General features: G+C 36.2%; 24 protein-coding genes and 1 tRNA gene. 19 read left to right on the plus strand and 6 right to left on the minus strand.

Annotation, left to right across the window (positions count from 1 at the left end):
• Positions 1 to 77 precede the first annotated feature (77 nt).
• The 10 genes from EUC40_RS05580 to EUC40_RS05625 all read left to right on the plus strand — a co-directional run bounded on the left by EUC40_RS05580 (position 78) and on the right by EUC40_RS05625 (position 9,164).
• On the plus strand, positions 78 to 221 hold the full coding sequence (locus tag EUC40_RS05580) for a YqzL family protein (protein WP_000883924.1): 144 nt from the start codon (positions 78 to 80) through the stop codon (positions 219 to 221).
• 33 nt (positions 222 to 254) lie between these two features.
• Complete coding sequence (recO, locus tag EUC40_RS05585; protein ID WP_071712981.1) at positions 255 to 1,001, plus strand: DNA repair protein RecO; 747 nt, start codon at positions 255 to 257, stop codon at positions 999 to 1,001.
• A 107-nt stretch (positions 1,002 to 1,108) separates the two neighbouring features.
• Positions 1,109 to 1,741, plus strand: coding sequence for a transcriptional regulator CcpN (ccpN, locus tag EUC40_RS05590; RefSeq protein WP_000583758.1), 633 nt, complete (start codon positions 1,109 to 1,111; stop codon positions 1,739 to 1,741).
• Positions 1,742 to 1,770: 29 nt separating this feature from the next.
• Complete coding sequence (locus EUC40_RS05595; RefSeq protein ID WP_000368934.1) at positions 1,771 to 2,583, plus strand: pyruvate, water dikinase regulatory protein; 813 nt, start codon at positions 1,771 to 1,773, stop codon at positions 2,581 to 2,583.
• Positions 2,584 to 2,996: 413 nt separating this feature from the next.
• The gene (locus EUC40_RS05600) at positions 2,997 to 3,245 is read left to right on the plus strand and encodes a DUF188 domain-containing protein (protein ID WP_244322181.1); all 249 of its coding nucleotides are present in this window, start codon (positions 2,997 to 2,999) and stop codon (positions 3,243 to 3,245) included.
• Positions 3,246 to 3,447: 202 nt separating this feature from the next.
• Positions 3,448 to 5,244: a DNA primase gene (gene dnaG, locus EUC40_RS05605; RefSeq protein ID WP_071712983.1), complete on the plus strand. Its 1,797-nt coding sequence runs from the start codon at positions 3,448 to 3,450 to the stop codon at positions 5,242 to 5,244.
• Positions 5,245 to 5,303: 59 nt separating this feature from the next.
• Positions 5,304 to 6,431 (plus strand): RNA polymerase sigma factor RpoD, encoded by a 1,128-nt coding sequence (rpoD, locus tag EUC40_RS05610; RefSeq protein ID WP_000764060.1) that lies wholly within the window; start codon positions 5,304 to 5,306, stop codon positions 6,429 to 6,431.
• A gap of 385 nt (positions 6,432 to 6,816) precedes the next feature.
• The gene (gene cccA / locus EUC40_RS05615) at positions 6,817 to 7,173 is read left to right on the plus strand and encodes a cytochrome c550 (protein WP_000828147.1); all 357 of its coding nucleotides are present in this window, start codon (positions 6,817 to 6,819) and stop codon (positions 7,171 to 7,173) included.
• Between the two features lie 165 nt (positions 7,174 to 7,338).
• The gene (locus EUC40_RS05620; RefSeq protein ID WP_071712984.1) at positions 7,339 to 8,046 is read left to right on the plus strand and encodes a tRNA (adenine(22)-N(1))-methyltransferase; all 708 of its coding nucleotides are present in this window, start codon (positions 7,339 to 7,341) and stop codon (positions 8,044 to 8,046) included.
• Entirely contained in the window at positions 8,043 to 9,164 is a 1,122-nt protein-coding gene (locus tag EUC40_RS05625; RefSeq protein ID WP_071712985.1) for a Nif3-like dinuclear metal center hexameric protein, read from the plus strand. The genes EUC40_RS05620 and EUC40_RS05625 overlap by 4 nt, the downstream gene beginning before the upstream one ends.
• Positions 9,165 to 9,204: 40 nt before the next feature.
• Here the strand turns inward: EUC40_RS05625 and EUC40_RS05630 are convergent, their stop codons facing one another.
• On the minus strand, positions 9,205 to 10,155 hold the full coding sequence (locus EUC40_RS05630) for a 4-hydroxy-3-methylbut-2-enyl diphosphate reductase (RefSeq protein WP_000706674.1): 951 nt from the start codon (positions 10,153 to 10,155) through the stop codon (positions 9,205 to 9,207).
• Between the two features lie 89 nt (positions 10,156 to 10,244).
• Positions 10,245 to 11,003: a VrrA/YqfQ family protein gene (vrrA, locus tag EUC40_RS05635; protein ID WP_156574017.1), complete on the minus strand. Its 759-nt coding sequence runs from the start codon at positions 11,001 to 11,003 to the stop codon at positions 10,245 to 10,247.
• A 180-nt stretch (positions 11,004 to 11,183) separates the two neighbouring features.
• Here vrrA and EUC40_RS05640 point away from each other — a divergent pair, with 180 nt between their 5' ends.
• Together EUC40_RS05640 and EUC40_RS05645 are read left to right on the plus strand one after the other, a co-directional pair.
• Positions 11,184 to 12,494 carry a DEAD/DEAH box helicase gene (locus EUC40_RS05640; protein WP_000194033.1) on the plus strand — a complete coding sequence of 437 codons (1,311 nt, stop codon included), beginning with the start codon at positions 11,184 to 11,186 and terminating at the stop codon, positions 12,492 to 12,494.
• A gap of 134 nt (positions 12,495 to 12,628) precedes the next feature.
• Entirely contained in the window at positions 12,629 to 13,525 is an 897-nt protein-coding gene (locus EUC40_RS05645; RefSeq protein WP_000912452.1) for a deoxyribonuclease IV, read from the plus strand.
• A gap of 27 nt (positions 13,526 to 13,552) precedes the next feature.
• On the opposite strand, the gene EUC40_RS05650 is transcribed toward EUC40_RS05645, so the two are convergent.
• Positions 13,553 to 13,807: a DUF2624 domain-containing protein gene (locus EUC40_RS05650; protein WP_001048964.1), complete on the minus strand. Its 255-nt coding sequence runs from the start codon at positions 13,805 to 13,807 to the stop codon at positions 13,553 to 13,555.
• Positions 13,808 to 13,956: 149 nt separating this feature from the next.
• On the opposite strand from EUC40_RS05650, the gene EUC40_RS05655 reads away from it, so the two are divergent.
• The 4 genes from EUC40_RS05655 to EUC40_RS05670 all read left to right on the plus strand — a co-directional run bounded on the left by EUC40_RS05655 (position 13,957) and on the right by EUC40_RS05670 (position 17,106).
• The gene (locus EUC40_RS05655; RefSeq protein ID WP_000435965.1) at positions 13,957 to 14,835 is read left to right on the plus strand and encodes a YitT family protein; all 879 of its coding nucleotides are present in this window, start codon (positions 13,957 to 13,959) and stop codon (positions 14,833 to 14,835) included.
• A gap of 240 nt (positions 14,836 to 15,075) precedes the next feature.
• A complete protein-coding gene (locus EUC40_RS05660; protein WP_071712987.1) occupies positions 15,076 to 15,846 on the plus strand; it encodes a metal ABC transporter ATP-binding protein in 771 nt (256 codons plus the stop codon).
• Positions 15,846 to 16,679 carry a metal ABC transporter permease gene (locus tag EUC40_RS05665; RefSeq protein WP_071712988.1) on the plus strand — a complete coding sequence of 278 codons (834 nt, stop codon included), beginning with the start codon at positions 15,846 to 15,848 and terminating at the stop codon, positions 16,677 to 16,679. Before EUC40_RS05660 ends, EUC40_RS05665 begins: the two co-directional genes overlap by 1 nt.
• A 13-nt stretch (positions 16,680 to 16,692) precedes the next feature.
• Positions 16,693 to 17,106 (plus strand): Fur family transcriptional regulator, encoded by a 414-nt coding sequence (locus EUC40_RS05670; RefSeq protein WP_001054515.1) that lies wholly within the window; start codon positions 16,693 to 16,695, stop codon positions 17,104 to 17,106.
• 79 nt (positions 17,107 to 17,185) lie between these two features.
• Here the strand turns inward: EUC40_RS05670 and ispG are convergent, their stop codons facing one another.
• The 3 genes from ispG to yqgB all read right to left on the minus strand — a co-directional run bounded on the left by ispG (position 17,186) and on the right by yqgB (position 19,642).
• Positions 17,186 to 18,289 carry a flavodoxin-dependent (E)-4-hydroxy-3-methylbut-2-enyl-diphosphate synthase gene (gene ispG / locus EUC40_RS05675; RefSeq protein WP_161114734.1) on the minus strand — a complete coding sequence of 368 codons (1,104 nt, stop codon included), beginning with the start codon at positions 18,287 to 18,289 and terminating at the stop codon, positions 17,186 to 17,188.
• 164 nt (positions 18,290 to 18,453) lie between these two features.
• Positions 18,454 to 18,819, minus strand: coding sequence for a hypothetical protein (locus EUC40_RS05680; RefSeq protein ID WP_156574019.1), 366 nt, complete (start codon positions 18,817 to 18,819; stop codon positions 18,454 to 18,456).
• A 64-nt stretch (positions 18,820 to 18,883) separates the two neighbouring features.
• A complete protein-coding gene (yqgB, locus tag EUC40_RS05685; RefSeq protein WP_156574021.1) occupies positions 18,884 to 19,642 on the minus strand; it encodes a protein YqgB in 759 nt (252 codons plus the stop codon).
• Positions 19,643 to 19,879: 237 nt separating this feature from the next.
• Between yqgB and EUC40_RS05690 the strand changes: the two genes are divergently transcribed.
• The 3 genes from EUC40_RS05690 to EUC40_RS05700 all read left to right on the plus strand — a co-directional run bounded on the left by EUC40_RS05690 (position 19,880) and on the right by EUC40_RS05700 (position 22,185).
• A tRNA-Ile gene (locus EUC40_RS05690) sits at positions 19,880 to 19,953 on the plus strand.
• 224 nt (positions 19,954 to 20,177) lie between these two features.
• A complete protein-coding gene (sodA, locus tag EUC40_RS05695) occupies positions 20,178 to 20,789 on the plus strand; it encodes a superoxide dismutase [Mn] (RefSeq protein WP_156574023.1) in 612 nt (203 codons plus the stop codon).
• 118 nt (positions 20,790 to 20,907) lie between these two features.
• Positions 20,908 to 22,185 (plus strand): MFS transporter, encoded by a 1,278-nt coding sequence (locus EUC40_RS05700; protein WP_156574026.1) that lies wholly within the window; start codon positions 20,908 to 20,910, stop codon positions 22,183 to 22,185.
• Positions 22,186 to 22,268: the final 83 nt, after the last annotated feature.

Below are 22,268 nucleotides of genomic sequence, written 5' to 3' on the forward strand. Positions count from 1 at the left end.
TGGACGAAATGGGTCAATTTAATAACAACAAAGGAAATTGGTTTATAGGCTACGCTTATTGAGAAAGGTGGATTCTTATGCTAGATTTTACCTGGAAGTTTTTCTCCAAAACAGGAAGCATTGAAACGTACTTGCTTTTGAAAGAGATGGAAAAAGACGTAAACGATGAGATGGATCAACATGAAGAGGAGCTAGCGCATCTAGACTCTCCAATTTCTTGACCCGTTTTGTTCAAACCTTGGATGGTGACGAACATGTTTCAAAAAGTTGAGGGCATCGTTATCCGTACGACAGATTACGGAGAAACGAACAAGATTGTTACAATATTCTCAAGAGAATTGGGTAAGGTAAGTGCAATGGCAAGAGGGGCGAAAAAACCGAAAAGTCGGTTAGCATCAGTTTCGCAACTTATGACACATGGTCAGTTTCTTATTCAAATGGGATCTGGACTTGGAACTTTACAACAAGGCGAGATTATTTCAACTATGAAAGAAATTCGCGAGGATATATTTTTAACTGCTTATGCATCATTTATTGTTGAGTTAACGGATAAAGCGACAGAAGATAAAAAACATAATCCATATTTATTTGAAATGTTATATCAAACGTTGCATTATATGTGTGAGGGTGTTGATCCAGAAGTATTATCATTAATTTATCAAACGAAAATGCTTCCGGTATTAGGGATGCGCCCGTACTTTGATACATGTGCGATTTGTCATCAAGAAACAGATTTTGTCGCCTTCTCTGTCCGAGAAGGCGGTTTTCTGTGCTCACGTCACGCTGAGCAAGATCAGTATCGTATACCAGTGGGAGAAGCCGTTCATAAATTATTGCGTCTTTTCTACCACTTTGATTTACATAGACTTGGCAATGTATCAGTGAAGGATAGCACAAAAAAACAAATGCGTTTAGTGTTGAATACATATTATGATGAATATTGCGGGATTTATTTGAAATCAAGACGTTTCTTAGAGCAACTTGATAAGTTTCAAATATAATTTTGGGCCGTATACGGTCCTTTTTACATACTTTCTTTTTCGAATAGCATATTTAGTATATAATATTTAAGAGATAGTATAACTTTTTTCGTTGTGCATTAAAGGTGGTGATTATCATAGAGCTGAATAAACGGCAAGAACATATCATTCAGATTGTAAAAGATCACGGTCCTATTACAGGGGAATCAATTGCAGCGCAATTGGGTTTAACACGTGCAACGCTAAGACCAGACTTAGCAATTTTAACGATGGCTGGTTATTTAGAAGCGCGTCCGCGCGTAGGTTATTTTTATACGGGTAAAACTGGGGGACAGCTATTATCTGAAGCTGTTAAGAAAATTAAAGTACAAGATTACCAATCTAGACCGGTTGTAATTGATAAAAATGTTTCTGTATACGATGCAATTTGTACGATGTTTTTAGAGGATGTTGGTACATTATTCGTTGTAGATCAATCGACTCTATTAGTTGGTGTTGTATCTCGTAAAGATTTATTAAGAGCTAGCTTAGGGAAGCAGGATTTAACCTCTCTTCCGGTTAATATTATCATGACAAGGATGCCAAACATTGCGATGTGTCGCAGGGAGGATTCTTTATATGATATTGCGATGGAATTAATAGAAAGACAGATTGATGCGATGCCAGTTGTAAAAGATACGAAGCAAGGACTAGAAGTAATTGGACGAATTACAAAAACAAATATTACACGTGCGTTTGTAAACTTAGTAAATAACGAATAAGTGTAATTTGTTTAAAGTGAGGTAATGTAATGGATAATAAAATCGTATATGTCGTATCTGACTCTGTGGGAGAAACGGCGGATTTAGTTGTTCGAGCAGCGATGGGCCAGTTCCCATTTGCTCCTGATATTAGACGTGTACCGTATGTAGAAGATACAGGGACATTAAAAGAAGTGATTTCAATTGCTAAGAGTAATCAAGCAATTATTTGTTTTACGTTAGTGAAGCCTGACATGCGTCAATATTTAGTAACAGAGGCTGCAAAAGAAGGTGTAGAGGCGTACGATATTATCGGACCTCTAATCGATCAAATTGAAAAAATTACAGGACAAGTGCCGAGATATGAGCCAGGTGTTGTTCGTAGGTTAGATGAAGAATACTTTAAAAAGATTGAAGCAATTGAATTTGCTGTGAAGTACGATGATGGTAGAGATGCACGTGGTATTTTGAAAGCTGATATCGTATTGATTGGAATTTCACGTACGTCGAAAACGCCACTTTCACAATATTTAGCGCATAACAAACGTTTGAAAGTTGCCAATGTACCGCTTGTACCAGAAGTGGATCCGCCTGAGGAATTATATCAAGTGGCAAAAGAAAAATGTTTCGGTTTGAAAATTACGCCAGATAAGTTGAATCATATTCGAAAAGAGCGATTAAAGTCACTTGGATTAAGTGATGGAGCGACATATGCAAACATTAATCGTATTAAAGAAGAAATTGATCACTTCGAGAATGTAGTTAGCAAAATAAATTGTCAAGTAATTGATGTATCGAATAAAGCGATTGAAGAAACAGCAAATATTATTGTGAATGCAGTGCAGAACCAAAAAATGTTTTAGCACATTTACCAAAGGTGAATGTGCTTTTTTCGCTCGCGAGAAATGTGGTACTTGTTATCTTCGTAATAGATTATGGCAGAGTGGTTATACTTATATTCTTCTGCTTTTTTATTATGTTAAAGGTAGGGTTTCGTTATCCTGAAATGTCAGATGAAAAAATAAAGGGATATGTAGCGTAGTTGAAGAAAATATATTATAATAAAAAATTGTGATAAAAACCTATATTTTACGTTTAGACTTTAATTTTTCAGAATAAACTAGGGATAGGATTTACAAAAAGACATGTAATTACGTTAAATCGACAAAATCTATACAAGAAAACGCACATTATGGAAGGATTCACAGAAGGGATGTAGAATACAGAAATATGCAAAACATCAATTAAGATATTAGTTGATGCAGATGCATGTCCCGTGAAGGCTGAAATTGTGCGAGTTGGAACGAAATTTTATGTCGAGATTTTGTTTGTCACATCGTATGCTCATCACTTAGGAAAACAGCAAGGCGATTGGATCTATGTAGATTCTGAACAAGATAAAGTTGATTTTTATATCGATCAACATATAAAAGTAACAGATCTCGTGATCACACAGGATATGTGGCTTGCTAGTCTTCTTGTAAAAAGGTGTATATGTATTGTCTCAAAGGAGGCACATTTGTAACGGGTGAGCAAATGAATACAATTTTATATAGTTAGTATGTATCTGCGCAGTTACGCAGATAAGGGACTGATGTGAAAGGTCCAAAATCGTTTATGAAACATAATCGACAACACTTTCTAACAAATTTAGAAAAAATATTGTCGAATTATAAAGGAATTTTTTAATTTATATCGAATACAAAATACGACACGGAGATGGAGTTATGGGGAACAGAATTCCCGAAGAAGTTGTTGAACAGATTCGGACATCATCCGATATTGTTGAAGTGATTGGTGAATACGTTCAACTTAGAAAGCAGGGGCGTAACTATTTCGGCCTTTGTCCATTTCATGGTGAGAATTCTCCTTCGTTCTCTGTTTCATCTGATAAGCAGATTTTTCATTGCTTCGGATGTGGAGAAGGTGGAAATGTATTTTCCTTTCTAATGAAAATGGAAGGACTGGCTTTTACTGAAGCTGTTCAAAAGCTTGGTGAAAGAAATGGAATTGCGGTTGCAGAATATACATCAGGGCAAGGACAACAAGAAGACATATCTGATGACACTGTCATCATGCAACAGGCTCATGAACTTTTGAAAAAGTATTATCATCATTTATTAGTAAATACAGAAGAGGGAAATGAAGCACTTTCGTATTTGTTAAAACGTGGTATTACGAAAGAAATGATTGAGAAGTTTGAAATTGGTTATGCGTCACCTGCTTGGGATGCGGCAACGAAAATTTTACAAAAAAGAGGTTTATCGCTATCTAGTATGGAACAAGCGGGTCTTCTCATAAGAAGTGAGAAGGATGGGAGTCATTACGATCGCTTCCGTGGAAGAGTTATGTTTCCAATCTATACGTTACAAGGCAAGGTGATAGCGTTTAGTGGAAGGGCGTTAGGAGATGATACTCCGAAATATTTAAATAGCCCTGAGACACCGATTTTTCACAAAAGTAAATTGTTGTATAACTTCCACCAAGCAAGACCGTTCATTAGAAAACGTGGGCAAGTAGTTCTTTTTGAAGGGTATGCTGACGTACTAGCTGCGGTAAAAAGCGGTGTGGAAGAAGCTGTTGCGACAATGGGAACAGCTTTAACTGAAGAACAAGCAAAACTTCTGCGACGTAACGTTGAAACTGTTGTTCTTTGCTATGATGGTGATAAAGCAGGACGAGAAGCAACGATGAAAGCAGGGCAATTATTATTGCAAGTTGGTTGCCAAGTGAAAGTTACATCTTTACCAGATAAGCTCGATCCTGATGAATATGTGCAACAATTTGGAACTACTGCTTTTGAAAATCTTGTGAAATCAAGTATAAGTTTTGTTGGTTTTAAAATAAATTATTTGCGTTTAGGGAAAAATTTGCAAGATGAGTCTGGCAAAGAAGAATATGTGAAAAGTGTTTTAAAAGAGTTATCGTTGTTACAGGATGCGATGCAGGCGGAATCCTATTTGAAGTCATTATCGCAAGAATTTTCGTATTCAATGGAAACACTTTTGAATCAATTGCACCAATATCGCAAAGAACAAAAGGTACAGCAAAAACAAGTAAAGCAGGTTTCTAAGCCGTCTCAAATTGTTCAAACAAAACCGAAGTTAACAGGTTTTGAAAGGGCAGAAAGAGAAATTATTTATCATATGTTGCAAAGTGCAGAAGTAGCCGTTCGTATGGAACCTCATATAGAAGATTTTCATACAGAAGAACATAAAGGGATTTTATATGAACTATACGCATATTATGAAAAGGGAAATGAACCTTCAGTCGGAACATTTTTAAGTTGGCTCTCTGATGAAAAGTTGAAAAATATTATTACTGATATTTCGACGGATGAATTTATTAATCCAGAATACACAGAAGAAGTGTTACAAGGCCATTTGGAGACGCTCAGCCGTCATCAGGAAAAACTGGAGAAGATGGAAATCATCTTTAAAGTAAAACAAATGGAAAAAACAGATCCTGTAGAGGCTGCTAAATATTATGTGGCATATTTACAAAATCAAAAAGCGAGAAAATAGCTTTTTTGACAAAGTTTTAGTATAATGAATGTTTGTATCTCGCGTAAGGAGGGGAACAGATGGCTGATAAACCAGCTCGTTCTAAACAAATTGAAACTGAAATGACCCTTGAGCAAGTGAAAGAACAACTCACTGAGCTCGGAAAAAAACGTGGCGTTCTTACATATGAAGAGATTGCAGAACGCATGAATGGATTTGAAATTGAATCCGATCAAATGGATGAATACTATGAATATTTAGGTGAACAAGGGATTGACTTAGTTGGCGACAATGACAACGACGAAGGCCCTAATAATCGCCAAATAGCAAAATCGGAAGAAGAATTTGATCTCAATGATTTAAGTGTACCACCTGGGGTTAAAATCAACGATCCTGTTCGTATGTACTTAAAAGAAATTGGTCGTGTAGATTTATTATCTGCAGAAGAAGAAATTCGACTTGCAACGCGTATTGAAGAAGGCGATGAAGAAGCGAAACGTCGTCTTGCAGAAGCAAACTTACGTCTTGTAGTAAGTATTGCAAAGCGCTACGTGGGCCGTGGTATGCTTTTCTTAGACTTAATTCAAGAAGGGAATATGGGTCTAATTAAAGCAGTTGAAAAGTTCGATTATCGTAAAGGTTTCAAATTTAGTACGTATGCAACTTGGTGGATTCGCCAAGCGATTACACGTGCCATTGCAGACCAAGCGCGAACAATTCGTATTCCAGTTCACATGGTTGAAACAATTAATAAGTTAATTCGTGTACAACGTCAATTATTACAAGATTTAGGACGCGAACCATCTCCAGAAGAGATTGGTGAAGAAATGGATCTTGCACCAGAAAAAGTACGTGAAATCTTAAAAATTGCACAGGAGCCAGTTTCTCTTGAAACACCAATCGGTGAAGAAGACGACTCCCATTTAGGTGACTTTATTGAAGACCAAGAAGCAACATCGCCTGCGGACCATGCAGCGTATGAATTGCTAAAAGAACAATTAGAAGATGTGTTAGATACACTAACAGATCGTGAAGAAAATGTTCTACGTCTTCGCTTTGGTTTAGATGATGGACGAACTCGTACGCTTGAAGAAGTTGGGAAAGTATTCGGCGTAACGAGAGAGCGTATCCGTCAAATCGAAGCAAAAGCACTTCGTAAGTTAAGACATCCGAGCCGTAGTAAACGTCTTAAAGATTTCTTAGAATAGGTTCTGTTTAAGTTTACTTCACTTTTGTGAAGTAAACTTTTTTATTTTGTTAATTTTTGTTAAAATTTAGCTATCGGCAACGATTACAATTTCTTGTAATTTATTTTACAGAATTGTCTTTTGATTTGCAAATGCTCATTTTTCGATTTTTCGATTAATTTTGTTTATTCTATACAAAATTATATGTAGAAAAGTGAAAAATATGATGAGAAACGTTAATAATTATCGAAATAATAAGCGATATGACAATAAAAAACAATAAACTGAATTTATGGAATATTTTTAACAAGTGGTAGTTTACTCTTTTCTGATAGAGCGTTTTCAAGTACAATGGAAATGACTGAATCATCTAACTATTTAGGGGTATAGAGGGGGGAGAAGAGATATGAAACGTAATCCGCTGATTCCGTTCGCTCTTATTGCAGCATTGGGTATTATCGTTATGTTTGTATTTTCATTTCAGGGGCTAAATAAATCTAAAGAGTTAGCTGATGCAAAAAATGGCGGGAAGCCAGCACAAACAGCATCAAAACCAGAGGATATTGTGAAGCAAAGCTGTACGAGCTGTCATGGTGATCAGTTACAAGGGGCAGTAGGACCTAATTTACAAAAAATTGGTGGAAAGCTTTCGAAAGAAGAGATTCAAGAAGTTATTTCGAAAGGAAAAGGAAATATGCCGCCAAACATAGTTCCGGCTGATCAAGCTGCTAAAGTAGCTGATTGGTTATCGAAGAAAAAATAAAGTTCCGTATGACAAGTCTTTTGCTTATGCAAAGGGCTTGTTTTTCTATATTTTCTAAAATACGATGAATGATAAAGAAGTGAATTGTTGTTATAGGCTTGCAACAACTACTATAAATTCATTATCATGGAGACAGACTGACAAGAGAAGGAGTAATGGAAATACATGAATGAAGTAAAGCTTTCAAAACGATTAGAAGAAGTTGTACGTGAAATACCGGTAGGGTCTACAGTTGCTGATATTGGATCGGATCATGCGTATTTACCGTGTTATACAATTATAAATAATATTGCTACAAAAGCAGTTGCTGGAGAGGTTGTAGATGGACCATTTCGCTCTGCACAAGCAACTGTAGCTGAAAGTGGCTTACAAGATAAAGTAGATGTACGTAAAGGGAATGGATTAGCAGTAATCACACCAGGAGAAGTAGATGTAATTACGGTTGCCGGAATGGGCGGAGCGTTAATTCGTGACATTTTAGAAAGTGGTAAAGAAAAATTAGAAGGTGTAACGCGTTTAATTTTACAGCCGAATATTGCAGCACATCACATTCGTGAATGGTTTATTGAAAATGGTTGGGAGCTTATCCATGAAAAAATCGTAAAAGAAGATGGGAAAATTTACGAGATTTTAGTAGGTGAGCGAGGAAATGTTGTAGCGCCTTACTCTGAAAATAAACAAGCTGAATTGTTTATGGGATCATTTTTAATAAAAGAAAAAAGTGAAGCTTTCGTTGAAAAATGGGAAGGAGAATTAAAAAACTTCCAAAATATTTTAAAACAGTTAGAACGTGCGGCTGATTCTGAAGAAACAAAAGCGAAGCGTGAGGAAGTAGAAGCGAAAATGAAAATGATAAGGGAGGTTTTATCATGAGTAAAATTCCAAATGGCCATGAAATTATTTCTTTATTTGAAAGTATGTATCCGAAGCATTTGGCAATGGAAGGAGATAAGATTGGCCTGCAGATTGGAGCACTTAATAAACCCGTGCAGCACGTATTAATTGCGTTAGATGTAACGGAAGAAGTTGTGGATGAAGCAATTCAATTAGGAGCGAATGTCATTATTGCTCATCATCCTTTAATTTTTAACCCGTTAAAAGCGATTCATACAGATAAGGCGTATGGGAAAATTATTGAAAAGTGTATTAAAAATGATATTGCAATCTATGCAGCACATACAAATGTGGATGTTGCTAAGGGCGGGGTAAATGATTTACTTGCTGAGGCGTTAGGATTGCAAAATACAGAAGTTTTGGCACCGACATACGCAGAAGAAATGAAAAAAATCGTTGTGTTTGTACCTGAAACTCATGCAGAAGAAGTAAGAAAAGCATTAGGAGATGCAGGAGCTGGTCATATCGGCAATTACAGCCACTGTACGTTTAATAGCGGGGGTACAGGCACGTTTGTACCTCAAGAGGGGACAAATCCTTATATCGGGGAAACTGGGCAGTTAGAACGCGTAAACGAAATGCGAATCGAAACGATTATTCCAGCTTCACTACAGCGAAAAGTGATTAAAGCAATATTAACGGCACATCCATATGAAGAAGTAGCGTATGATGTGTATCCACTGGATAATAAAGGCGAAACATTAGGGCTTGGAAAAATAGGATATTTACAAGAAGAAATGACACTTGGACAGTTTGCAGAGCATGTAAAGCAATCATTAGATGTAAAGGGTGCGCGCGTTGTTGGGAAATTAGATGATAAAGTGCGCAAAGTAGCTGTACTTGGTGGTGATGGTAACAAATATATCAATCAAGCTAAATTTAAAGGAGCGGATGTATATGTAACAGGTGACATGTATTATCATGTTGCTCATGATGCGATGATGCTCGGTTTAAATATAGTTGACCCAGGACATAACGTTGAAAAAGTAATGAAGCAAGGTGTGCAGAAGCAATTGCAAGAAAAAGTAGATGCAAAGAAAATGAATGTAAACATTCATGCTTCGCAGTTACATACAGATCCATTTACATTTGTATAAGAAAAGTAAAAACCGTTGCTCATATAGGCAACGGTTTTTATTATTGTTCTTTTTTCACTTTCACGCGAGGTAATATTTTTTGTAACGGTACTTTTCGAACTCTCTCCCATGTAGCGGGATTCATTGGGTCATATTGATCTAAGAAAGCGATAACTTCTTTTGTAATTGGTGTTGGAGTAGAAGCGCCTGCTGTAACAGCTACGTTTTCTACACCTTGTAGCCATTCTAATTTGATTTCACTTACGTCAGCAACGCGGTATGCTTTCGTACCAGCGATTTCTTGTGATACTTGTGCTAAACGGTTTGAGTTGTTACTTTTCGGATCACCAACAACAATTGTTAAGTCGGCAACATCTGCTTGTTTAGCGACAGCTTCTTGGCGAACTTGAGTTGCTAAGCAAATTTCTTTATGGAATTCTGCTGTTGGGAATTTCTTCTGAATGTCCTCCATTAAATGTTGAACATCCCATTGGCTCATCGTTGTTTGATTCGTAACTAAAATTTTATCAGTTGGAATTTCTAACGTTTTTAAATCATCAGCTCTTTCGATAAGATGAACGATATCAGGTGCAATACCAACCGCGCCTTCTGGTTCGGGATGGTTTTTTTTACCGATATAAATGACATGGTATCCTTCAGCCTTCTTTGCTTCAATAAGATCATGTGTTTTTGTAACGTCTGGACAAGTGGCATCGATTGTTGTTAAACCTTTTTCTTTTGCACGTTGTTTAACTTCTGGAGAAACACCGTGTGCAGTGAAAATAACAGTACCCGATTCGATTTTATCCAAAATTTCTAATCGACTTGGACCGTCTAATGTAATGATGCCATCTTCTTCGAATGCATCTGTTACATGTTTGTTGTGAACAATCATACCTAAAATATAAATAGGTCTTGGTAATGATGTATCTAATGCGGCGTTACGTGCAATAACCATCGCGTCCACAACACCGTAGCAATAACCACGAGGGGAAATTTTAACAATTTTCATATGAGTAATCCTCTCCTTCTAAACAAGGGATACTTTTGTGCATAGTCTTTTACATTATAAAGGAGGAGTGGATAGAAAACAAAGGATTGTTACACATATAGTTTTGGTTTTGTTGCTATTTTTTGAACAGGCTCCTCTCGTACTTCTTTTTCTATGACTGGCTCAATCACTATTTTTTTTCTTTTTCTTTTTTTTTGTGGAGGAGGTGAAGTTGCTACCTCAACCTTTTCTGCTACGTCTTCAGCCTGATTTTCAGCCTGATCTTCTTCCGTACTTTTTCCAGAGGTGAGGATTTTAACAATGCTTGGTAGGTTACGCATAATAGGACCGTACTGTTCGACGACAGGGCTTACAGATTGAACGACTTGGGATACTTTTTCAATATTGTTTATCATATTAGTTGGATTCGAAATTAAGTTCGCAAAAAAACTACCGATGCCGCTACTCGATTCTGCTGTAGTTGCTGCACCGCCGCGCGTTTCATTTGATTCATACATTTGGGGGGGCATCATTTGCTCAGGATGCTGCTGCATGTATGGCTGATATTGCTGTGAGTATTGCTGCGGATATTGTTGTTGGTATTGCTGTTGATATTGCTGCTGGTATTGTTGTTGATATTGGGGTGGCGGTTGCTGCTGATGTTGATGCATCATCGGAGGCCCTTCCATTTGTCGATAAGGTGGGACCATTTGCATGAAAGGCTCGGTTGGATCGTGTTTTTTAAAGAGTTTAGCAAGAAATCCTTTCTTTTTTTGTGCCATCGGTGGTAGTTGTGGAATTGGATATGGTGTGTAAGGTTGCTGTCCTGGATTCGGATACATTTGCCTTATAGGGGATTTCGGAAACATTTGAGAAATCCTCCTTTCTTCAGTTAGGTATATACACATACAATATGCAATGAAAGGGAAGAAGGTTAGTTTTTAAAGGAAAAACCTAAACTAAAGATGGATTTTACTTGTAGATTTCGATATAATGTAGACTTGACTGATTTGTGCGCGCAGTAGAAATTTAGAAAGAAGGTGTAACTTATGACACAACAAACTTTTACACAGTATGATTTTAAACCATTTTTAATAGATGCAGTTCGTGAACTACGCTTTACAGAGCCGACAGGAATTCAACAGAAAATTTTCCCGGTCGTGAAAAAAGGTGTAAGTGTAATTGGACAATCCCAAACAGGTTCTGGGAAAACACATGCATATTTACTTCCTACACTGAACAGAATTAATCCAAGTCGTGAAGAAGTACAACTTGTTATTACAGCGCCTACTCGTGAGTTGGCACAACAAATTTACGAGGAAATCGTGAAATTAACAAAGTTCTGTGCGGAAGATCAACTGATTACAGCGCGTTGTTTAATTGGTGGAACTGATAAACAACGATCAATTGAAAAGTTGAAAAAACAACCTCATATTGTAGTTGGAACACCAGGACGTATTAAAGACTTAGTAGAAGAACAAGCGTTATTTGTTCATAAAGCAAATACGATTATTGTCGATGAAGCAGACTTAATGCTTGATATGGGATTCATTCATGATGTAGATAAAATTGCAGCACGCATGCCTAAAAACTTGCAAATGCTAGTTTTCTCTGCAACAATTCCTCAAAAACTAAAACCGTTTCTGAAGAAATATATGGAGAATCCAGAGCATATTCATATCAATCCAAAACAAGTTGCGGCTGGAAATATTGAACATTATTTAGTACCTTCTAAACATCGTAACAAAATCGATTTAGTGAACAAAATGTTGCTACAATTTAAACCGTATTTAGCAGTTGTTTTTACGAATACGAAGAAGATGGCAGATCAGGTTGCTGACGGATTAATGGAACGTGGCTTAAAAGTTGGACGAATTCACGGAGATTTATCACCGCGTGATCGTAAAAAAATGATGAAACAAATTCGTGACCTTGAATTCCAATATATTGTTGCAACTGATTTAGCAGCACGTGGTATTGATATTGAAGGAATTAGCCATGTTATTAACTATGAGCTTCCATCAGATTTAGATTTCTTCGTTCACCGCGTTGGAAGAACAGCACGTGCAGGTCATTCAGGTATTGCTGTGACAATTTATGATCCAGCAAACGAAGAAGCGTTAGATAGCTTAGAAAAACAACGTCATATCGAGTTCAAACATGTAGATTTACGTGGAGATGAGTGGGCAGATTTAGGTGAACGTCGTCGTCGTAAGAGTCGTAAAAAACCAAATGATGAAATGGACGTTATGGCAACAAAAGTTGTTAAAAAGCCGAAAAAAGTAAAACCGAACTATAAACGCAAACTTGCAACAGAACGTGACAAAGTGAAGAGAAAATATAGCAATAAAAAAAGATAAGGGACTTCCCTTATCTTTTTTTATCCCGCTATTTGCGGGGGCAATAATCAGTGGAGAATGGAAAAAACAATTCACTACATATTTCTACAAATTATGCTATCATTATATCTATTGTATATTGAAGAGGTGATTGTATGTTAAAGATTGGATCTCATGTTTCCATGAGTGGTAAGAAAATGTTATTAGCAGCAAGTGAAGAGGCTGTTTCATACGGTGCAACGACGTTTATGATTTATACAGGTGCACCGCAAAATACAAGAAGAAAACCAATTGAAGAATTGAACATAGAAGCAGGAAGAAAACATATGGAATTAAACGGTATTGAAGAAATTATCGTACATGCGCCATATATTATTAATGTTGGGAATACGACGAAGCCAGAAACATTCCAATTAGGTGTAGACTTCCTTCGCATGGAAATTGAAAGAACATCAGCATTAGGTGTGGCGAAACAAATCGTCCTTCATCCAGGTGCGCACGTTGGTGCAGGAGCAGATGCTGGTATTCAACAAATTATTAAAGGACTTAATGAAGTATTAACGCCAGACCAGACGGTTAACATTGCGTTAGAAACGATGGCAGGAAAAGGAACAGAATGCGGCCGTAGTTTTGAAGAAATTGCAAAAATTATTGATGGTGTAAAATATAATGAAAAACTATCAGTATGTTTTGATACGTGTCATACGCACGATGCAGGATATGACATTGTAAATGACTTTGACGGTGTATTAAACGAATTTGATAAGATTGTTGGTATCGATCGTTTACAAGTACTTCATATTAATGATAGTAAAAATGTACGCGGCGCAGGAAAAGACCGTCATGAAAATATCGGTTTCGGTCATATCGGTTATAAAGCGTTGCATCACATTGTACATCATCCGCAGTTAATGAACGTGCCGAAAATTCTTGAAACACCGTATGTAGGTGAAGATAAAAAAGATAAGAAGCCACCATATAAATTTGAAATCGAAATGCTGAAAAATGGTACGTTTGATGAGGGGATTCTTGAAAAAATTAAAGCGCAATAATAATAAGGAGGGGGACTTTTCCCCTCCTTATTTTAGTAGTTGTTGAAATAAAGTATTTACTTGTTGAGCGGTAGTAGGAGAGGTTACTTTTGCGATTTGTTTTAAGAGCTCTAGTCGCTCATTGTTATCGTAAATGTTAATATTCTTTCCTTTTATAAGTACAACAATTTGATCAGCTTGTGCAGCCGTAATTGGGACTTCATATTCTTTACTATATTTCAATAACTCTTTTGTGGAAATGTGATTTAATTTTTTATTTACAAGTTGTTTAATGAGGTTCATCGAGTTATCCTCCTTCACACGTTCTTCTATCGAAATATATGAGTACGTAGCTTGTACATATTCGTATAGAGTTTCTTTTTTCATGAGAAAAAGAAGCGTATGTTATAATATAAGGACAAAACTATAGAAAAAGAGTATGGGGAGGATTTATGGAGCAAAAGCAACATCGAAAAGAAAGTGTTATTCATCTTATTTATCGTTTAGTTATGATTGTTTTTGGGGCAGCATGTGCGGCGGTAGCAATTGAACTATTTTTAATGCCAAATAAGATTATTGATGGTGGAATTATTGGTATTTCTCTTATTTTAGATTATCTTACTCCTAATATTTGGTGGTTAAGTTTCTCAACTTTGGTTGTTGTTCTCAATATTCCGTTTATGTATTCAGGTTATAAGCAAATCGGAAAAACATTCATGCTATCTTCGGCGTTCGGTATTGTAGCTTTAGCGTTTATTGAATCAACGTTACATGCTGTTCCGCCATTTACAACAGAGCCTATTTTAGCGACAGTGTTTGGTGGTCTTATTTTAGGGCTTGGTGTAGGACTCGTTATTCGTCATGGTGGATCAATGGACGGAACAGAAATTATGGGTATTTTATTAACGAAGAAATTACCTTTCTCCGTTGGCGAATTTGTAATGTTTGTGAACTTATTCATTTTTGCATGGGCAGCATTTGTATTTGGTGTTGAACAAGCTATGTATTCTGTTATGACGTACTACATCGCATTCAAAACGATTGATACAGTCATTCAAGGGTTAGATGAAACGAAAGCCGTTTTAATTGTATCAGATCAATATGAGGAAGTATCAAATGCGATTTTGCATCGTCTCGGTCGTGGAACTACAAAGCTTGTAGCGAAAGGCGGTTACACGGATAAAGAAAAAGAAGTGATCTATGCAGTTGTAACGCGTCTGGAAGTGACAAAGTTAAAATCAATTGTGTATGAAATTGATGCGAATGCGTTTGTTACGATTATGAGTACACAAGAGACAAATGGTGGTAAGTTTAAATCGGCAATTCACTAAAAATGTATCCGGTAAAAGCCCTCACCAATCGATAGAGGATGGCCTTATCTAATTAAGGTTTCACTTTATAGGAATATTTTTCGAAAGCAGAGAATTTTTCTCTGCTTTTTGTTATAATAGTAAGGTTTCTTGAAATAAATGATATATTTTAGGCAGATTGGTTTACAACTATAATAAGCTGTACTATAATTCAAATAGATATAAATCGGAATCATTCTGAATTAAAATAGGTGAGATGCTATGAATAATATATTGGAAATAGAAGGATTAACGTTTCGATACGAAGATCGCAACGTGTTAGAAGATATTAATTTGCAAGTTCCGAAGGGAGCTTTTTTAGGTTTAGTTGGGCCGAACGGTTCAGGGAAATCGACTTTACTTAAATGTTTATTGGGTGTTTTAAAGCCGAAACAAGGAAGCATTCGATTGTTTGGTATTGATAGTAAGAAGTTTAAAGAATGGAATAAAGTTGGTTATGTATCACAAAAGGCAAGTAGTTTTAACTCAGGTTTCCCAGCAACAGTTTTTGAGGTCGTGTCAATGGGACTTGTTTCGAAAAAAGGTCTTTTTCGCTTCTTTACGAAAGATGATAAGAAAAAAGTAGAAAAAGCAATTGCTGATGTCGGTATGAGTGAATTTCAAGGACGCAATATTGGAGAACTTTCTGGTGGACAACAACAACGTGTATTTATTGCTCGCGCACTTGTAAGTGATCCACAATTGCTTATTTTGGACGAGCCTACTGTTGGGATCGATGTGAAAAATGTAGAAAGCTTTTACGAGATATTAGAGGATTTAAACAAAAGGTTGGGCATCACGTTAATTCTTGTTACGCACGATATGGGAGCAGTTACCGAGAAGGTAACACATGTTGCATGCTTAAACCAACATCTACATTTCCATGGTAATGTAGAGAAATTCCGAGAGTTAGAAGATGCAGAAATGTCTATTTTATATGGGCATCATGTTCACCGTTTAGAACACGAACATGAGCATCACGGGAGGATATAATGATACAAGATTTTTTACAATATGACTTTTTACGTAACTCTTTATATGCAGGGATTTTAATAGGACTTGTCGCGCCACTTATTGGTGTGTTTGTTGTCATTCGCCGCATGTCGCTTATTGCAGATGCATTAAGCCATGTGACGTTATCAGGTATTGCGGCAAGTTTATTACTTGAAAAAACAATTTTTACAGGTGGATTTTTAAATCCTCTATATATGGGGATGATTTTCTCAATAGGTGGAGCGTTACTAATTGAGAAGTTGCGAACTGTATATAAGCATTATCAAGAATTAGCGATTCCAATTATTCTTTCAGCGGGAATGGGAATCGGTGTTATTTTCATTTCGCTTGCCAATGGATTTAACACAGATTTATTTAGTTATTTATTTGGTAGTGTAAGTGCTGTTACAAGTACGGATTTAATTATTATCGGTATTGTAGCAATTGTTGTTATTGCAACGATTATTTTATTATATAAAGAGTTGTTTTTACTATCATTTGATGAAGAATATGCTGTATCAACTGGTTTGAGTGCAAAGTGGATTCACTTTATTTTTATTATTTTAGTTGCGCTTGTTATCGCGGTATCAATGCGTGTTGTAGGTGTTCTTCTCGTATCATCTTTAATGACATTACCAGTTGCAGCAAGTATTCGTATTGCAAAAGGATTTAAACAAACCATTTTCTTTTCCATTTTATTTGGTGAAATTGCAGTAATTGGTGGAATGTTTGCTTCGTATCAACTTGATCTAGCACCAGGTGGTACAATTGTTATGATAGCAGTTCTTATTTTAATCGGTGCAATTTTATGGAAGAAGAAAAAAACTGCATAAAGTAGGGATAGGTATGAATCTAACAGAAGCTTTACGCCTAATGAAGGAAAAAGGATACAAACATACGGGGAAAAGGGAAGAGATGCTGAGATTATTCGCAGCTCATAATCGTTATTTAACTGCAAAAGATGTTTTAGAGCATATGAAGGATGATTATCCAGGACTCAGCTTCGATACGATTTATCGTAACTTAACGGTTTTTGCTGAAATTGGTGTTTTAGAGCAAACGGAATTAAATGGTGAAAAGCATTTTCGTTTTACATGTTCAATTATGGAACATCATCATCATTTTATTTGTTTAGATTGTGGAGGGACGAAAGAGATTACTTCCTGCCCAATGGATTTTATGAATAAAGATTTTAACGGTTATGAAGTAACGGGTCATAAGTTTGAAATATACGGCCGTTGTCCAAAATGTGCAAAATAAAAGCTCGTCGGTTATAGAACTGACGAGCTTTTTTGTATAGAAAAGAAGGTTGCTCACAAATGTTGTGGGCAACCTTCTTTTATTGTTCTTGTGTTTCTTTTTCTTTTTCTCGTTCAGCAGCCATTTCAGCAGCGATTACATCGATTTCTTTTTTCAGTTCTTCTACCATTGTTTCCTCTGGTACTTTACGAACGACTTGCCCTTTACGGAATAATAATCCTTCTCCGCGTGCACCAGCAATACCGATATCAGCTTCACGAGCTTCACCAGGACCGTTTACAGCGCAACCAAGTACTGCAACTTTAATTGGTACTTGAAGTGTAGAAATATATTCTTCTACTTCATTAGCGATGCTAATTAAATCAATTTCAATACGACCACAAGTTGGACAAGAGATCAGTGTTGCTGCATTAGATGCAAGACCGAATGACTTTAATAGTTCACGCGCAACCTTTACTTCTTCAACTGGATCAGCACTTAATGAAATACGTAGTGTATTTCCGATACCTTTGCTTAAGATTGCACCAAGACCAGCGGCACTCTTTACAGTTCCGGCAAATAATGTTCCAGATTCTGTAATACCTAAATGTAATGGATAATCAAAAGCGCGAGCAGCTTTCTCGTATGCTTCGATTGCTAAGTTAACATCAGAGGCTTTCATTGATACGATAATATCATGGAAATCTAGGTCCTCTAAAATTTTAATATGGTGTAGTGCGCTCTCAACCATACCATCAGCAGTTGGATAGCCATACTTCTCTAAAATATGGCGTTCTAATGAACCAGCGTTTACACCGATACGGATTGGAATACCGCGCTCTTTTGCCGCATTTACAACAGCTTCTACTTTATGGCGACGGCCAATGTTACCTGGATTGATACGTACTTTATCAATGCCACCTTCAATTGCTTTTAAAGCAAGGCGATAATCAAAATGAATATCAGCAACAAGTGGAATGTTGATTTGTTTTTTAATATCAGCAATAGCATTTGCTGCGCGTTCATCTGGAACGGCAACACGAACAACTTGACAGCCAGCTTCTTCTAAACGTTTAATTTCAGCAACTGTTGCTTCAACATCATGTGTTTTTGTTGTTGTCATACTTTGTATAATTAATTCATTATTACCGCCAATTGTTAAATTACCGACTTTAACTGGACGTGTTTTTGTACGATGAGTCATTTCATTCACGAATAGATCGCTCTCCTTATAAAAGAAGTTTCTTATTTAGTCCCTCATATCAATGATAGTATACGTGATACAGGGCTATAGAAACCGAAGTGCTCGGTTTCACTTTTACTATTGTATCAGCGCCTTTATGTAATTGACAAGGATTAAGTGATAGCTTATTGATATAACGGGAATTTATAAGACTTTCCAATTTGGATTTTTGTAGCAGTGGTACTTTTATTTAATTGTTTAAAATCATCAATCACTTTTTCAATAGAAGGAATTTTTTTCTTATTAATTTGTTCTGTAATCGAGAGGACTGTTTCACCAGTTTTTACTTCAATTGTTTTATAAGCTACATTAGTTTCTTTTTCTGCTTTAGTATCTTTATTTTGTTTTGTATCTGTATCTTCTTTTTTTATCGTTTGGGCAGCGGTTGTTTTTTTATATGAACTTAACATCGGTAAAGTGCCGATTTTTATGTCGTAATAAAATATATAGCCGAGAACAAGCACGAATAAGAATATACCTAATCTTTTCATATTCTTCACTCCTTTGCTAGGAATATATGCTTGTCCAAAAAAAAAATGCCTATTTAGGCATTTTTTATTTTTCTTTCGGTTTGGGTACTTCTTTAATCGTTAAGTATAGAACGATTAAAACAACGGCGATATAAACGAACGTTGCCCCAGGTACGACAATCTTGAATAAATCCATAATCATGAAGAAAATGGTTGGGATTGTGTAGCTGTATGCAGTTAGTGTCCAAACTTGTTTATAGGATAGTTTACGTTGACCGCTCATAGCAGAACCAATGAACGCAAGTAAAGTTACGCCTACAAAAGTGATGAATAATTGGAATAGGTACACTAAGAATCCGATAACAAATAATAAAATTGGATAAATATTATCGAATAAAGAAATAAATTCTTGTAGATCTTTTTTCTCGAGAGATGCACCTAACAAATCGTTATAAGAATACGTTTGTATTTGACCATTTCCCGTAGAGACTACCTTATCTTTTAAAACAAATAAACCTGTTTTATTTTGATACTTTTCTAAGTCTGTTGAATTTGGATCAAATACGAAAAGTGCATTTCCTTCTTCTTTTTCAATAGGTTGATCAATATCGGCTTTTAGTTCACCATTTTCAATTTTAAAATCAGGTAAATCTTTATCGATGACTTGATTTACCATGCTTACACCATCTTGGATGAAACTACCGTACAAAAAAGTTCTTGGAATAGTAGTAATTAAGCAAAGTAGCATAATATACAAAATGGTTTTACCGATTTTTTGAAAACGGAATAACGCCATATCTTTAGGCGAGTATACACTTTTTGCAAATTGGGTAAATATGGACATAGATTCACTTCCTTTATGTATGTATAAAATCATTGTAACGTACGAATCTAGGGAATCTCAAGTTATATTATATATAGCGGAGAGAACTGAATTTCTCTTTTATTAATTTTCTACTTTTAAAAGAGAAAAATACAATTGACACTTTTCTTTTGTATATGGTAAATTTATCTTACATTTCTTAAAGAATATATCCGATAGGAATTCAGTTATTTGATATATTGTTACATACATAATTGTGGACCCTTAGCTCAGCTGGTTAGAGCAGACGGCTCATAACCGTCCGGTCGTAGGTTCGAGTCCTACAGGGTCCATATCCATTTCATAAGTTTATTACGTTAGCAGGAAGCTTCCTTGTAGAAGGGAGCTTTTTTTTACGTAATATATGAGCATTTTAATTGAAAAGAAGTGGAAATTTTGCTACTTTAATGGTAGCAAGACAATGTGATTTATTTGTTTGCACCCTATGGCAATTAGGGTAGAATGAAGTTGTATGTCGCATATTAGTGGCAATACATAAACTGGGAGGAATATAACAATGGCAAAACACGAATTACCAAATTTACCTTATGCGTATGATGCATTAGAACCTCACTTTGACAAAGAAACAATGAACATCCATCATACAAAACATCACAACACGTACATTACAAACTTAAACGCTGCTTTAGAAGGTCATGCAGAATTAGCTGACAAAAGCGTTGAAGAATTAGTTGCAAACTTAAATGAAGTACCAGAAGCAATCCGTACAGCAGTACGTAACAATGGTGGCGGACATGCAAACCATACATTCTTCTGGACAATTCTATCTCCAAACGGTGGCGGACAACCAGTAGGCGAACTTGCAACTGCAATTGAAGCGAAATTTGGTAGCTTCGATGCATTCAAAGAAGAATTCGCAAAAGCTGGCGCAACTCGCTTCGGTTCTGGTTGGGCTTGGTTAGTAGTAAATAACGGTGAGATCGAAGTAACAAGCACTCCAAACCAAGATTCTCCTTTAACTGAAGGTAAAACTCCAGTTATCGGTTTAGATGTTTGGGAGCATGCTTACTACTTAAATTACCAAAACCGTCGCCCAGACTACATCGGTGCATTCTGGAACGTTGTAGATTGGAACGCTGCTGAAAAACGTTACCAAGAAGCAAAATAATTGTAACAATTATAGAAAAAAGCTAGGAGAATGCTCCTAGCTTTTTTTCTATGTTTTCCTTTTACATAATTGGGCCTGTCTTTGGAAGACTAGAACATGAAGTAAAGGAGAGTTGTGTATGAAGTGGAAACATATAATTGGTGACGTTGAAGTGAATCGGGATTTAGTGTTATTGCTCCTTATTGGAGGCTTATACACGCTCGCAATTTCTTTATCGAATACATTTGTTAACATTTATTTATGGAAACAAACACAAAATTATGTGAATCTTGGCTTGTATAATTTGGCCAGCGTTGTATTACAGCCTCTCACATTTCTTGTAGGTGGGAAATTTGCGAAACGTATTGATCGCTCGATCTTGTTACGAATAGGTGTGGGAACGTTAGCTGTGTTTTTTATCGTTGTTTTAGTGGCGGGAAAAAGCGCTTCTCACTATATTTTATTAATGGGAGCTCTCTTAGGAGTCGGATATGGTTTTTACTGGTTAGCGTTTAACTTATTGACATTTGAGATTACAGAACCAGAAACAAGAGATTTCTTTAACGGGTTTCTCGGGCTCCTTACATCCTTCTCTGGCATGATTGGACCAATAGCAGCAGGATATACAATTTCACGTATGGAAAAATGGAGTGGTTATACTGTCATATTCTTTCTTTCATTAGTGTTATTTGCAATTGCAGTCGTTTTAAGCTTTTTTTTATCTAAGAGAGAATGTGAAGGGCGTTATGAAGTCGTGGAAGTATTGAAAGAGCGACGGATTGATAAAAATTGGGGGAGAATTACACGGGCTCATTTCTTTCAAGGGTTGAGAGAAGGTACGTTTATTTTTGTCATTTCTGTATATGTGTATTTAGCAACCGATAGTGAGCTCGCATTAGGGAAATATAGCTTAGTAAATTCTACAGTATCATTTATATGTTACTACTTAGTCGCTCGTATGTTAAAGAAAGAGTGGCGAAAAAAAGCAATTTTATTTGGAGGCATTATTTTATATGCTGTCGTATTTTTAGTTATATTCAATGTTACATATACAAAATTACTTATTTATGCGGCATGTATCGCGATTGCATACCCTATTTTACTCGTTCCGTACGGATCAATGACATATGACGTAATTGGTAGAGCGAAAAATGCGAGAGAGTGGCGTGTAGAATATGTAGTTGTCCGAGAACTATGGTTAAATGCCGGTAGAATTTGTTCCATTTTAAGCTTTTTGTGTGCGGTTCTATTTTTCCCACCTGAGAAAAGTTTACCTTTCTTATTATGCATTTTAGGTGCTGGACATTTTCTTATCTATTTTGCAGTTAAAAATGTCAAATATGAAGAGGGAAATGCGGGGAAAACAAGTGTTGTAGCGCAAGGAAATGCGCAAAATCAAACAGAACCAGAAGGTTAACTTCTCGTTTGTTTTATGCTAGAATAGAAAAAGATGTAAGACAGCAGTGAGGACACCTGTATGAAGGTGTCCCTTTCACATTA

It is taken from the genome of Bacillus luti, assembly GCF_009739945.1.
GTDB lineage: Bacteria > Bacillota > Bacilli > Bacillales > Bacillaceae_G > Bacillus_A > Bacillus_A luti.